Source organism: Klebsiella sp. 141161 (assembly GCF_050600815.1).
GTDB lineage: Bacteria > Pseudomonadota > Gammaproteobacteria > Enterobacterales > Enterobacteriaceae > Klebsiella > Klebsiella aerogenes.
The window spans coordinates 430,072-442,599 of the sequence record NZ_JAQIRN010000003.1 but is presented as its reverse complement, the minus strand read 5'-3'; the positions used below and the strand labels follow the sequence as shown (position 1 = coordinate 442,599).

Here is a 12,528-nt window from a genome sequence, read left to right as displayed (position 1 = left end):
GAGTTATTATTTTAGTCGTCACACCGGAGCTGACATGAAAACCAAACTTAACGAACTGCTTGAATTCCCTACTCCATTTACTTACAAAGTAATGGGGCAGGCGTTGCCTGAGCTGGTTGATCAGGTGGTGGAAGTGGTACAGCGCCATGCGCCTGGTGATTACTCTCCGTCAGTAAAACCGAGCAGCAAAGGTAACTACCACTCGGTCTCCATCACCATTAACGCTACCCACATTGAGCAGGTCGAAGCCCTGTACGAAGAGCTGGGCAATATCGAAATCGTGCGGATGGTGCTGTAATCCCTCGCCTTACCCGGCCTCAAGCGCCGGGTAATCCTCTTTCTTTCGCTGTGATATACTCTCCCCCACTTAAGTCATCCCTCTCGGCGGAGACGTTGTTTTGCAGCACAATACCATTCTTATTCGACAACTCGGCCTGCAACCTTACGAACCCATCTCGCAGGCAATGCACGAATTTACCGACAGTCGTGACGACACGACGCTGGATGAAATCTGGCTGGTAGAACATCACCCGGTCTTTACTCAGGGTCAGGCCGGTAAAGCCGAACACGTGCTGGTGCCAGGCGATATCCCGGTTATTCAGAGCGATCGCGGCGGCCAGGTGACCTATCACGGGCCAGGCCAACAGGTGATGTATGTATTGCTGAATCTTAAACGGCGTAAACTCGGCGTGCGTGAATTAGTGACGCTGCTGGAGCAGACCGTGGTCAATACTCTCGCGGAGTATCAGATTGAATCCCACCCACGCGCCGATGCGCCTGGGGTTTACGTTGGTGCACAGAAAATTTGTTCGCTGGGGCTGCGTATTCGTAAAGGCTGTTCTTTCCACGGCCTGGCGCTGAATGTGGCAATGGATTTGACGCCATTCCTGCGCATTAACCCGTGCGGCTATGCCGGTATGGAGATGACGCAAATGCGCCAGTGGCAGCCGCAGGCCACCACGGAAAACGTCGCGCCGCGGCTGGTCGCCAACCTGCTGGCGCTGCTGAATAACCCACCGCATGAGTATGTAGCCGCTTAAGAAGCTTCGCGCTCTGAAATCTCAGAGCGCCTGTAAATTGCGCAAGTCATTATTAATACTTTATATTTGCAATCAATTATCACGTTCCGCAATGCCACGGCCCGCTATAATAGCGCTATACACCCGACAACCGGATACGCTGAGTGGCAGAAAACCATCCCCCATCGGAACTCAATGAACAACCTGAAGATCGGCAGATTTTTCGTATTCTGCGTAATATCGATCTTAATCTGCTGACCATCTTCGAAGCGGTGTACGTGCATAAAGGCATCGTCAACGCGGCGAGGGTGCTAAATATCACCCCTTCGGCCATCAGCCAGTCCATCAATAAATTACGGGCTCTGTTCCCTGACCCGCTCTTTATTCGTAAAGGACAGGGGGTGACGCCGACGGCTTTTGCCACTCACTTGCATCAGTATATTAGTCAGGGGATGGAAGCCTTTCTCAATGCGCTGGATTTGGGCAGCAGCTCGCAGCAACAGCGCGTGCTCACCATCGCTACCACTCCAACCATCGGCGCCCTGGTGATGCCAACGATCGCCAATGCATTGAAACCGAGGTTTCCTCAGGTATTACTGCACAATATTGCGATTACCGATGCCGCCAGCCAGCTCAACCAGCGGCAGGTTGATTTGCTGATCGACAGCTATAACCATAGCGGGCTGGCCATTGCACACCAGGTACTGTTTTCCGAACCGGTCGTTATGTTCTGCCGGAAAGATCATCCCATTTTGCCTCTTCCGCTGACGCGGGAAAATCTACAGCAGTTTGAGTTTGCGCTGCTGCTGCCGGAAGGACAGCGCTACCCTACCCTGCATCGGCAACTTGATGAATTTATCGGCGAACGCCGCTGCGGTTTTAGCAGCTATAACCTGTTGACCCAGGCGGCGATGATGAATAATAGCGATTTGCTGGGGCTGACGCCTGAGAGCATGTTCGCGCTGGTGGCGAAGATCTGGGATTTACAAGCGATTCCTTTTCCACCGCTGCAGGACCAGCGTATTGATATTTCGCTCCATTACAACCGACAAAGCGCCCAGGAGCCGTTACTGAAAGAGATTATCGACACTATTGTGCAAACTTATTCCTGCTAACCGCACGCGAGGGAAAAGGATAAAACAACAACTATTTTACAATTTGCCGGGTAACCAGGCTGCTTTCAACCCCGTATCAATGATATACTGCCTGTCCTTAGTTCAAAAATAGTTGATAAATACAACATTTGATTGAATTAATTCGCTTTCCTTCGTGACTCGCAACTGGAACACGCACGCTATGAGTAAACCCATTGTGATGGAACGCGGTGTTAAGTACCGCGACGCCGATAAAATGGCCCTTATCCCGGTGAAAAACGTGGCAACTGAGCGTGAAGCTCTGCTCAGAAAACCGGAATGGATGAAAATCAAACTTCCGGCTGACTCGTCCCGTATTCAGGGGATCAAGGCAGCGATGCGTAAGAATGGCCTGCACTCCGTGTGCGAAGAAGCCTCTTGCCCGAACCTTGCCGAGTGCTTCAACCACGGCACCGCGACCTTTATGATCCTCGGCGCTATCTGTACTCGCCGTTGTCCGTTCTGCGATGTTGCCCACGGTCGTCCGGTGACGCCTGATGCCAATGAGCCGCAAAAACTGGCGCAAACCATCGCCGACATGGGTCTGCGCTACGTGGTGGTGACTTCCGTTGACCGCGACGATCTTCGTGACGGCGGCGCGCAGCATTTCGCCGACTGTATCAGCGCTATCCGCGAAAAGAGCCCGAACATCAAGATTGAAACGCTGGTGCCGGATTTCCGCGGTCGTATGGATCGCGCGCTGGATATCCTGAAAGTGACGCCGCCGGATGTGTTTAACCACAACCTGGAAAACGTACCGCGCCTGTATCGCCAGGTACGTCCGGGCGCAGATTACAACTGGTCGCTGAAGCTGCTTGAGCGCTTTAAAGAAGCGCATCCGGAAATCCCGACCAAATCGGGTCTGATGGTCGGTCTTGGCGAAACCAATGAAGAGATCATCGAAGTGATGCGCGATCTGCGCCGCCATGGCGTCACTATGCTGACGCTGGGTCAGTATCTGCAGCCGAGCCGTCACCACCTTCCGGTACAGCGCTACGTCAGCCCGGAAGAGTTTGAAGAGATGAAAGCTGAAGCCATGGCGATGGGCTTTACCCATGCCGCCTGCGGCCCGTTCGTCCGCTCTTCCTATCATGCCGATCTGCAGGCAAAAGGTATGGAAGTAAAATAACCTCTGCCTTTCTTTGGCCGCCGTTCGCGGCGGCCAGATTTACCTGCTAACGCCCCTTTCTATCGTCACACCTGGTTGCAACTTTTTCGCATCCCAAATAACGACCATAAAAAAGGCGACAACGAATACGCTGCCGCCTCTTTGCCGCCAGAGCTTCACACCCGGCCGCGACGCGCCCCCGCTTATCGGGAGCCCGTGATTAATTACTCTTTATGAGAGAGTTTCTGTGCCGGCGCTTCTTCCTCAGCGCTGGTCTTTTTGGCACTGTCATCGTCATCATTCATGGCTTTCTTGAAGCCTTTGATAGCCGAACCCAGGTCTCCACCCAGCGTGCGTAATTTTTTGGTACCAAACACTAAAATAATCAGCGCTGCGACTACCAGCAGTTTGGTAATACTAATCTCACCCATAGCTAACCTTCTTCTCTATACAAGCTCAAGCTGCGAATACGCCATCATACACATATACGCATACAATTAACGGCTATTTGACGCGCCGACACAATAGCAATCTGTAACAAGGTGAATCAAGCCTTGTTTAAAAAAACGTCACAATAATTGCGGTGGCGCAAATCTGCGATTACGCAGCACCGGCAAACTCTCACGCACCTGATGAATATAATCTGCGGATATCTCAGCAAAAATCAGCTGCGGCTGGGCTGCGGCGCCAGCAATGGTGGTACCGAGCGGATCGATAATCCGGCTCTGGCCGATATTACGCGTTCCACACTCGCCTGCCGCAATAATGTAGCAGGTAGTATCCAGCGCCCTTGCCGCCAGCAGCGTCGCCCAGTGATGTTCTTTCAATGGCCCACGCACCCAGGCTGTCGGAAGCACCAACACTTCAGCCCCCTTTAACGCTAACGATAGCGCTAATTCGGGAAAGCGTAAATCGTAGCAGGTCATTAAGCCGATTCGCATCCCATTTACATCTATTAACGGCGGGATTTGCTCGCCGGCATCCACCAGCCGTGACTCCTGCATATTAAACGCATCGTACAAATGGAGTTTCTGGTATTGTGCGCAAATCGCCCCTCGGCATATCGCCACCAGCGTATTGCTCGCGCGCCCTTCAGCAGAGGGCACGTGTAGCGTTAATATCGTGGTTAAGTCATTCCGCCGGCTTTCCGCCAGCAACTGCTGCATAAAGCCGCCATCCAGCGCCTGCGCGGATTTTACCGACATATCCGGGTCGTTATCGGCTCGCGCCAGTAACGCCTCGGGCAAGACCAGTAACGAAGCGCCGCATTCTGCCGCCTGATGCATCAGCTCAACGCAGGTCTGCGCATTTTTTTGCCACTGCGCCGTGACGGCGAATTGTCCCGCAGCTACCCGCATCTCTTTCTCCCACTTGCGAATCCATAGCCAAAAACGCGTTTATCGCGCTACACTCAACCCTCTATCTAACGTATTAGCAGGAAATGACCGTGTTACAACTCCTTTTAGCCGTTTTTGTTGGCGGCGGAACCGGCAGCGTGTTGCGCTGGTGGCTGGGCATGAAATTTAACCCCATGCATCATGCGATTCCCATTGGCACGCTAGTCGCTAACCTGCTGGGCGCCTTTATTATCGGTGCCGGGCTGGCGTGGTTTAATCGTCTGACGCATGTCGATCCTATGTGGAAGTTGCTCATCACTACCGGTTTCTGCGGCGGCCTGACGACCTTCTCCACCTTTTCCGCAGAAGTCGTCTTCCTGCTCCAGCAGGGGCGTTTCAGCTGGGCGTTGCTAAACGTTCTCGTCAACCTGCTTGGTTCTTTCACCATGACCGCGACGGCATTCTGGCTATTTTCACAGTCAGCCGCCCGTTAACGACAGGCAAAAAAAAACCCGCTATAAGCGGGTTTTTATATTCTACTGACGTGTTGGTTAGATAGCCATTACGTTTGCAGCAGAAGGGCCTTTGGCACCGTTAGTGATTTCGAACTCTACGCGCTGACCTTCAGCCAGAGTTTTGAAACCGTTGGACTGGATTGCAGAGAAGTGTACGAATACATCTTTGCTGCCATCTTCCGGAGTAATGAAACCGAATCCTTTGGACTCATTAAACCACTTAACGTTACCTTTAATCTTAGACATCAAAATTACCTTTAAATTAAAAAACGACACTAATGCTGTGTCGGATACCAGTACATCAATTGTGATGCCTTTTGTCCAGCGTAACTTTCTTAAAAAGTGATAAAAGTCTCTATCTTTATAGCCGGCAGTTACGTTAGTCGTTGTTTTTCAACAAGACAAAGAACTTATCACTTTTGTCACTACGTTATAACGATTAAAACTGAATGCGCGCCCAGGCAAAATAAACGTTGCCGTTGTTATAAGTGCCGGGGATGTAGGTCATCTGGAACGTCGCCGGGCCGTAGCCAATCGAGGCCAGCGGCAGCACTACCGGGATCGGGATATAGTTCCAGTTATCGCGCGCCGTTACGCCAAGGGTGTAACCAAGGCCAAGGTGGAAGTTGTCATCGGCCAGCGGACGCCAGGTTTTTTCCCAGCCATAGCCGCCAATCGGCTCCCACTTATTAAAGGAATCTTTAAACGCCATCAGATACAGGCCGTGCCAGTTTCCTTTATCGTCCCAACGCGACACGCCGAATCCCGCGCCCCACGGGCGTTCGTTGTACTTATCGGTTTTCTCTTTGTCATAGGCAAAACGCGCATGCCAGGTGATCGCCGGAACGTACAGATCGTAGTGCTCAGGCTCGTTCCAGGTTTGCGAGACATTGTCCGTCAGCGTATTGTAGCCATCGCGGAGCGTTGACGAGAACGAGGCGTTAGCATAACCGGACGACAGCAGCAGGCCGGACAGCGCAAGAATAAACAATGTAAATTGACGTAGTTTCAACACTTCTCTATTACCGATTTCAATTTTAAAAACGAAGTAAAGTAACAAATGTAATCTTAATAGACTGTTAACGGAATAAGGCAAAATCCTGAATTGCGCCATAGCAAAAACCGCATCCTGGGAGACGACTTTTGTGATGTTAGCCGCGCCGCAGGTTCCGATTAGTCAATTCTCAGTAGTTTATTGATTTGGGTCAGCAAGTTCTGTCCGTTTTTTGGGCACATTCCCTCACTTAATTTTTGTAGTGCTTTAGATATCAGCAGATTCTTTGGGTTAATGGCTTAGGGGTAAAGTATGCTTACGCTTGTTGAGATCCTAATCGGGGTCGTGGTTATTGTGGGCGTCGCCCGCTACATTATAAAAGGCTATTCCGCGACAGGGGTGCTGTTTGTCGGCGGTTTAGTCTTACTTATCGCCAGCGCCATCATGGGGCATAAGGTTCTCCCGGCCAGCGCCGCCAGTACGGGTTACACCGCGACCGACATCTTCGAGTATATTAAAATACTGCTCATGAGCCGCGGCGGCGACCTCGGCATGATGATTATGATGCTCTGCGGCTTCGCCACCTATATGACGCATATCGGCGCCAACGATATGGTGGTTAAACTGGCCTCTAAACCGCTGCGATATATTAACTCACCTTATCTGTTGATGATTGCCGCCTACTTCCTCGCCTGTCTGATGTCGCTGGCGGTCTCCTCAGCGACCGGCCTGGGTGTGCTGCTGATGGCGACGCTGTTCCCGGTAATGGTCAACGTCGGCATCAGCCGCGGCGCCGCGGCGGCGATTTGCGCCTCCCCTGCCGCGTTGATCCTGTCTCCGACCTCCGGTGACGTAGTACTGGCGGCCAAAGCTGCCGAAATGCCGCTAATCGATTTCGCGTTCAAAACCACCTTGCCTATCTCGATTGCCGCTATCGTCTGTATGGCCATCGCTCACTTCTTCTGGCAGCGCTACCTCGATAAAAAAGAGAACGCCTCGCACGAAATGCTCGACGTCAACGAGATAACCACCACCGCGCCGGCGCTGTACGCTATTCTACCTTTCACGCCGATTATCGGGGTGCTGATTTTCGACGGCAAATGGGGTCCTGAATTACACATCATCACTATTCTGGTGCTCTGTATGGTGCTGGCTTCGGTACTGGAATTCCTGCGCAGTTTTGACACTAAAAAGGTCTTCGCCGGGCTGGAAGCCGCCTATCGCGGTATGGCTGACGCCTTCGCCAGCGTCGTCATGCTATTGGTCGCGGCCGGCGTATTTGCCCAGGGTCTGAGCACAATCGGTTTTATCGACGGACTTATCTCCATAGCCACCTCGTTCGGTTCCGCCAGTATCATTCTGATGCTGGTGCTGGTGATTCTGACCATGCTGGCGGCGATGACCACCGGCTCCGGCAACGCGCCATTTTATGCCTTCGTAGAGATGATCCCGAAGCTTGCCCACTCTTCCGGCATCAATCCGGCTTACCTGTCGATCCCTATGTTGCAGGCGTCGAATTTGGGACGCACTATTTCACCGGTTTCCGGCGTGGTGGTGGCGGTGGCGGGAATGGCGAAGATTTCGCCATTTGAAGTCGTTAAGCGCACCTCGGTCCCCGTTATCGTCGGCCTGTTGGTGGTGATCGTCGCCACCGAGATTCTGGTCCCCGGCGCCGCGGTTCAATAAACCACAAACCACAGTGAAAAGGCGCCAGCAGGCGCCTTTTTTATGCTTTAATAAATCCCAGCAATTAATCATCTCCCACTATCAGGAATAAAAATGTTCAGGAAGGATGTCGTCGCCATTGCCCTTTTACTCGGCGCAACGCAGGTTGGCGCAGAGCCGCTTACCGCGACGAAATACGGTGATTTCGATCGTTACGTGCTGGCACTGTCCTGGCAAACCGGTTTTTGTCAGAGCATGCTGGATAGTAACCGTAATGAGCCCGAGGAGTGCCGGCTACAGCAGGACGAACGCAACAAAGCCGATTTTCTGACGGTACACGGCCTATGGCCGGGCCTGCCGAAGTCGATCGCCTCACGCGGCGTCGACGAGCGCCGCTGGATGCGCTACGGCTGCGCGACGCGCCCGATCCCCAATATGCCGGAAGTCAAAGCCGGACGTAAATGCCAGGCCGCGGAAACCGGGCTGTCGCTGGAAATGGCTAATAAGCTGAATAGCGTGATGCCGGGTTCTGGCGGGAACTCTTGTCTGGAACGTTATGAGTATGCCAAGCATGGCGTCTGTTTCGGCTTCGATCCGGATAGCTACTTCGGTACGATGGTGCGCCTGAATGGCGAAGTGAAGCAAAGCGCAATCGGTGATTTTCTGGCAAAACACTACGGACAAACCGTTAGCCGTAGCGATTTTGATGCCGCCGTCGCCAAAGCGTATGGCGCGCAAAACGTCAAAGCCTTTAAATTAACCTGCGACGGCAACCCGGCTTATTTAACGGAAATGCAAATTTCCATCAAAGCTGGCGCTATCAATTCCCCGTTGGGCGCAGATTCGTTCCTGCCGCAGCCGCATCCGGGCAACTGCGCTAAGCAATTTGTTCTGGACAAAGTCGGTTCTTGATAACAGGGCGATGCGCCCACTTCATCTGCTTTTGCTCATGATGCGCTGAATGTGCGCTTAATCACTTCAAACATCAGGCAAGTCTCAGTATGATGAAGGGACATTAACCCTTGCCCCTTTCGGCGAGGGTTTTCTTTTACGGAAAAGGTTCCTGGATAACATGGAGTATGCAATGACCAGACCCGCAATCATTATTAACGAATTCGATGCTGAACGTATCGACAGACTGCTTGAGCAACCGGCTTACGCTAATTCGCCGGTCGCCGATGCCCTGAACGACGAACTGGATCGTGCGCAAATGCTCGCGCCGGAAGCAATGCCGCACGACGTCGTGAGCATGAACAGCAAAGTCCGCTTTCGCGATTTAACCAGCGGCGAAGAACGCGTGCGGACTCTGGTCTTCCCGGCTCAGGCAACCGATAGCGCCACTCAGCTTTCGGTTCTGGCGCCGGTTGGCGCAGCGCTGCTTGGGCTGAAAGTCGGCACCTCCATTCACTGGGAGTTGCCTGGCGGCGCATCGGCGCATCTGGAAGTGCTGGAGCTGCTGTACCAGCCGGAAGCCGCAGGCGAATTCCACCGCTAAGTTCCCCGCTGCCTGAGGCGTTTGACGCTTTATTCAGAGGATGCTTCGCCATCCTCTTTCTGTTTTCCCTTCCTGTCTGACAAAGTTTTACCTCATCTCGTGACGGCGTATACAGTTTTGCGACCTGAATGCCACAATATCCTTGTATAATATGTTGATATAGAAACAGACAAACAAGGAGAAATGCATATGTATAAAACTATCATTATGCCGGTTGATGTCTTTGAAATGGAGCTGAGCGACAAGGCTGTCCGCCATGCAGAGTTTCTTGCCCAACAGGACGGCATTATTCATTTACTTCACGTCTTACCCGGCTCATCCAGCTTCACCATGAGCCGTTTTACCGCCGATCTACGCCGCTTTGAAGAGCATTTGCAGCATGAAGCGGAAACCCGCTTGCAGACCATGGTCGGCCACTTCAGCATCGACCCTTCACGCATCAAGAGCCATGTACGTTTCGGCAATGTACGCGATATGGTTAATGAACTGGCCAATGAAATAAAAGCTGACGTAGTAGTAATTGGTTCCCGCAATCCGTCGATCAGCACCCATTTGCTGGGTTCAAACGCCTCAAGCGTCATCCGTCATGCGCATATTCCGGTGATGGTCGTGAGATAACGAAACGGTGAAATAAGCAAAAAAAGAGGCGACCCTATGGTCGCCTCTTTGCTGTATGCAGGTATTGTCTTACGACTTTTTATGTTTATGCGCTTTTGGTGCGAATCAGATAATCGAATGAGCTCAGAGAAGCTTTCGCGCCTTCGCCAGTGGCGATAATAATTTGCTTGTACGGTACGGTGGTGCAGTCACCGGCCGCAAACACGCCCTTCACGTTGGTTTCACATTTGGCATCGATGATGATTTCACCCATGCGGTTACGCTCAACCGTACCTTCCAGCCAGTTGGTGTTCGGCAGCAGGCCGATCTGGACAAAAATACCGGCTAACGCGACATGATGCTCATCGCCGCTGACGCGGTCACGGTACTGCAGCCCCGTCACCTTGCTACCGTCGCCAACCACTTCGGTAGTCTGGGCGTTGAGAATAATATCGACATTTTTCAGGCTGCGTACTTTGTCCTGCAGCACCTGGTCGGCTTTCATTTCTGGTGCGAATTCCAGTAGCGTCACGTGCTCAACGACGCCCGCCAGATCAATCGCCGCTTCAACGCCGGAGTTACCGCCGCCAATCACCGCCACGCGTTTACCTTTAAACAGCGGGCCGTCGCAGTGCGGGCAGTAGGTTACGCCTTTAGTCCGGTATTGGTCTTCACCCGGTACGTTCATGTTACGCCATTTGGCGCCGGTCGCGATGATCACGCTGCGCGCTTTCAGCACCGCGCCGGAGGCGGTTTCAATCTGATGCAGGCCGCCTTCGACGGCTGCCGGGATCAGTTTTGCCGCGCTTTGTGAATCAATCACATCAACATCATACTCACTGACGTGCGCTTTCAGCGCCCCCGCCAACTTCTGACCTTCGGTTTTCGGTACGGAAATATAGTTTTCGATATCTACGGTATCCAGTACCTGGCCGCCGAAGCGTTCGCCCATCAGGCCGGTACGAATGCCTTTACGCGCGGAGTATACCGCCGCCGCGGCGCCAGACGGGCCGGAACCCACAATCAGAACGTCATAAGCATCGCGTTTGTTAAGCTCTTCCGCCGCACGTTTTTCCGCGCCGGTATCCACTTTGGCAACGATTTCAGTCAGCGTCATACGACCTTGACCAAATTCCTGACCATTCACAAACACCGCCGGTACGCCCATCACGTTGCGATCGGTGATTTCATTCTGGAAGGTCCCGCCATCAATCGCCGTGTGTTTGATACGCGGGTTAAGCACCGCCATCAGGTTCAGCGCCTGCACCACGTCAGGGCAGTTGTGGCAAGAGAGCGAGTAGTAGGTCTCAAACTCAAAATCACCGTCAAGATTGCGGATCTGTTCCAGCAGCGACTGCGCTTCTTTCGACGGATGGCCGCCGGTCCACAGCAGCGCCAGCACTAATGAGGTGAATTCATGTCCCAGTGGAGAACCAGCAAAACGCGGGCCCTGGTTGGAACCTGGGTTAGTAATCAGGAACGATGGCTTACGTACCGCCAACGTATTGTCTTCTTTAAAGGTAACTTTGTCTGACAGTTCAGCGATTTCAGCCAACAGTTCCTTGATCTCTGCCGATTTAGCGCTGTCATCCAGCGTGGCAATCAGCTCAACAGGTTTAGTCAGCTTCTCAAGATAGGCCTTGAGCTGGGTTTTCATGTTGGTGTCGAGCATTTTTATCTCCTGGGCTTAAAACATCATCATGCAAGCGGCCTTTATCAGGCAGCCTGAATGCGCTTGCATCATGGTGTTGGAATAAAACGGGCGCGGGTACGCCCGTTGATTAGCGGGAATAAAACGAATTAGATCTTACCAACCAGATCTAAAGAAGGAGCCAGCGTCGCTTCACCTTCTTTCCACTTAGCCGGGCACACTTCGCCTGGGTGGGAAGCAACGTACTGAGCGGCTTTGATTTTACGCAGCAGGTCAGACGCATCACGGCCGATACCTTCAGCGGTAACTTCGATTGCCTGGATGATACCCTGCGGGTCAACAACGAAGGTCGCGCGGTCAGCCAGACCTTCATCTTCACGCATGTTGTCGAAGTTACGGGTCAGGGCGCCAGTCGGGTCGCCGATCATCGCGTATTTGATTTTAGCGATGGTGTCAGAGCTGCTGTGCCACGCTTTGTGGGTGAAGTGGGTGTCGGTAGATACAGAGTACACGTCTACGCCCAGTTTCTGCAGCTCTTCGTAATGGTCAGCCACGTCGCCCAGTTCAGTCGGGCAAACGAAAGTGAAGTCAGCCGGGTAGAAGAAGAAGACGCTCCAGCGGCCTTCAGTATCTTTTTCGGTAACTTCGATGAATTCACCGTTTTTGAATGCCTGGTTTTTGAAAGGTTTGATTTTGGTATTAATTAAAGACATCGATACTTCCTCCGTGTTTTTGTTGAGGTCTAAGTTAACGAATTTTTCCTGACTCGACCAATGCGTTTGCATTATCAAATCAATAAGCGTTATCTAACAACCGCCACAAGACAACTTTGTGAACCTGCCGTCGAGATCGCGGTTTTTACCCGTGTTTCGCCTCATTTCGCTAAAAGTAAAAAGGCCGCCCTCTCAGGCGGCCCCGTTACCTGAAATACCCGCAGGTAGCTTCAGCGCCAGAATGGCTGGCAATATGTTGCGCTCTACACCTTAATGTAACAGCATGAAGGATTACATCATT

At 52.5% G+C, this 12,528-nt stretch carries 15 protein-coding genes; 9 read left to right on the top strand and 6 right to left on the bottom strand.

The genetic code is table 11. The annotated features are described in order from the left end of the window. The first annotated feature begins 34 nt into the window (after positions 1–34). The 4 genes from ybeD to lipA all read left to right on the top strand — a co-directional run bounded on the left by ybeD (position 35) and on the right by lipA (position 3,281). On the top strand, positions 35–298 hold the full coding sequence (gene ybeD, locus PGR79_RS10410; RefSeq protein ID WP_015367736.1) for a DUF493 family protein YbeD: 264 nt from the start codon (positions 35–37) through the stop codon (positions 296–298). 100 nt (positions 299–398) lie between these two features. Continuing rightward, positions 399–1,040 (top strand): lipoyl(octanoyl) transferase LipB, encoded by a 642-nt coding sequence (gene lipB / locus PGR79_RS10405; protein WP_113373845.1) that lies wholly within the window; start codon positions 399–401, stop codon positions 1,038–1,040. 143 nt (positions 1,041–1,183) lie between these two features. Continuing rightward, the gene (locus tag PGR79_RS10400; protein ID WP_087860244.1) at positions 1,184–2,134 is read left to right on the top strand and encodes a YbeF family transcriptional regulator; all 951 of its coding nucleotides are present in this window, start codon (positions 1,184–1,186) and stop codon (positions 2,132–2,134) included. A gap of 181 nt (positions 2,135–2,315) precedes the next feature. Then, positions 2,316–3,281: a lipoyl synthase gene (gene lipA, locus PGR79_RS10395; protein ID WP_015367739.1), complete on the top strand. Its 966-nt coding sequence runs from the start codon at positions 2,316–2,318 to the stop codon at positions 3,279–3,281. Between the two features lie 203 nt (positions 3,282–3,484). Here lipA and tatE read toward each other — a convergent pair whose 3' ends face one another. Further along, entirely contained in the window at positions 3,485–3,691 is a 207-nt protein-coding gene (gene tatE / locus PGR79_RS10390) for a twin-arginine translocase subunit TatE (RefSeq protein WP_045381457.1), read from the bottom strand. A 138-nt stretch (positions 3,692–3,829) separates the two neighbouring features. Beyond that, a complete protein-coding gene (locus tag PGR79_RS10385; protein WP_113373844.1) occupies positions 3,830–4,618 on the bottom strand; it encodes a deaminated glutathione amidase in 789 nt (262 codons plus the stop codon). Between the two features lie 89 nt (positions 4,619–4,707). Between PGR79_RS10385 and crcB the strand changes: the two genes are divergently transcribed. After that, positions 4,708–5,091, top strand: coding sequence for a fluoride efflux transporter CrcB (gene crcB / locus PGR79_RS10380; RefSeq protein ID WP_087860424.1), 384 nt, complete (start codon positions 4,708–4,710; stop codon positions 5,089–5,091). 57 nt (positions 5,092–5,148) lie between these two features. On the opposite strand, the gene cspE is transcribed toward crcB, so the two are convergent. Both cspE and pagP read right to left on the bottom strand, forming a co-directional pair. Continuing rightward, positions 5,149–5,358: a transcription antiterminator/RNA stability regulator CspE gene (gene cspE / locus PGR79_RS10375; protein ID WP_012542460.1), complete on the bottom strand. Its 210-nt coding sequence runs from the start codon at positions 5,356–5,358 to the stop codon at positions 5,149–5,151. 193 nt (positions 5,359–5,551) lie between these two features. Beyond that, positions 5,552–6,127, bottom strand: coding sequence for a lipid IV(A) palmitoyltransferase PagP (pagP, locus tag PGR79_RS10370; protein ID WP_162750180.1), 576 nt, complete (start codon positions 6,125–6,127; stop codon positions 5,552–5,554). Positions 6,128–6,418: 291 nt separating this feature from the next. On the opposite strand from pagP, the gene dcuC reads away from it, so the two are divergent. The 4 genes from dcuC to uspG all read left to right on the top strand — a co-directional run bounded on the left by dcuC (position 6,419) and on the right by uspG (position 9,884). Next, a complete protein-coding gene (gene dcuC, locus PGR79_RS10365; RefSeq protein WP_087860246.1) occupies positions 6,419–7,792 on the top strand; it encodes an anaerobic C4-dicarboxylate transporter DcuC in 1,374 nt (457 codons plus the stop codon). Between the two features lie 93 nt (positions 7,793–7,885). After that, complete coding sequence (gene rna, locus PGR79_RS10360) at positions 7,886–8,683, top strand: ribonuclease I (protein WP_087860247.1); 798 nt, start codon at positions 7,886–7,888, stop codon at positions 8,681–8,683. A gap of 172 nt (positions 8,684–8,855) precedes the next feature. Next, on the top strand, positions 8,856–9,266 hold the full coding sequence (gene rnk, locus PGR79_RS10355) for a nucleoside diphosphate kinase regulator (protein WP_015367745.1): 411 nt from the start codon (positions 8,856–8,858) through the stop codon (positions 9,264–9,266). A 189-nt stretch (positions 9,267–9,455) separates the two neighbouring features. Beyond that, positions 9,456–9,884: a universal stress protein UspG gene (uspG, locus tag PGR79_RS10350; RefSeq protein WP_015367746.1), complete on the top strand. Its 429-nt coding sequence runs from the start codon at positions 9,456–9,458 to the stop codon at positions 9,882–9,884. An 85-nt stretch (positions 9,885–9,969) separates the two neighbouring features. On the opposite strand, the gene ahpF is transcribed toward uspG, so the two are convergent. Further along, positions 9,970–11,535, bottom strand: a complete 1,566-nt coding sequence (ahpF, locus tag PGR79_RS10345; RefSeq protein ID WP_015367747.1) for an alkyl hydroperoxide reductase subunit F — start codon at positions 11,533–11,535, stop codon at positions 9,970–9,972. Between the two features lie 128 nt (positions 11,536–11,663). Then, positions 11,664–12,227 (bottom strand): alkyl hydroperoxide reductase subunit C, encoded by a 564-nt coding sequence (gene ahpC / locus PGR79_RS10340; protein ID WP_004859485.1) that lies wholly within the window; start codon positions 12,225–12,227, stop codon positions 11,664–11,666. Positions 12,228–12,528 lie beyond the last annotated feature (301 nt).

Coding starts and splice junctions, on each gene's coding strand:
- lipA (WP_015367739.1), top strand. CDS start 2,316: ATGAGTAAACCCATTGTGATGGAACGCGGTGTTAAGTACCGCGACGCC.
- ahpC (WP_004859485.1), bottom strand. CDS start 12,227: ATGTCTTTAATTAATACCAAAATCAAACCTTTCAAAAACCAGGCATTC.
- rnk (WP_015367745.1), top strand. CDS start 8,856: ATGACCAGACCCGCAATCATTATTAACGAATTCGATGCTGAACGTATC.
- ybeD (WP_015367736.1), top strand. CDS start 35: ATGAAAACCAAACTTAACGAACTGCTTGAATTCCCTACTCCATTTACT.
- tatE (WP_045381457.1), bottom strand. CDS start 3,691: ATGGGTGAGATTAGTATTACCAAACTGCTGGTAGTCGCAGCGCTGATT.
- dcuC (WP_087860246.1), top strand. CDS start 6,419: ATGCTTACGCTTGTTGAGATCCTAATCGGGGTCGTGGTTATTGTGGGC.
- uspG (WP_015367746.1), top strand. CDS start 9,456: ATGTATAAAACTATCATTATGCCGGTTGATGTCTTTGAAATGGAGCTG.
- cspE (WP_012542460.1), bottom strand. CDS start 5,358: ATGTCTAAGATTAAAGGTAACGTTAAGTGGTTTAATGAGTCCAAAGGA.
- ahpF (WP_015367747.1), bottom strand. CDS start 11,535: ATGCTCGACACCAACATGAAAACCCAGCTCAAGGCCTATCTTGAGAAG.
- PGR79_RS10385 (WP_113373844.1), bottom strand. CDS start 4,618: ATGCGGGTAGCTGCGGGACAATTCGCCGTCACGGCGCAGTGGCAAAAA.
- rna (WP_087860247.1), top strand. CDS start 7,886: ATGTTCAGGAAGGATGTCGTCGCCATTGCCCTTTTACTCGGCGCAACG.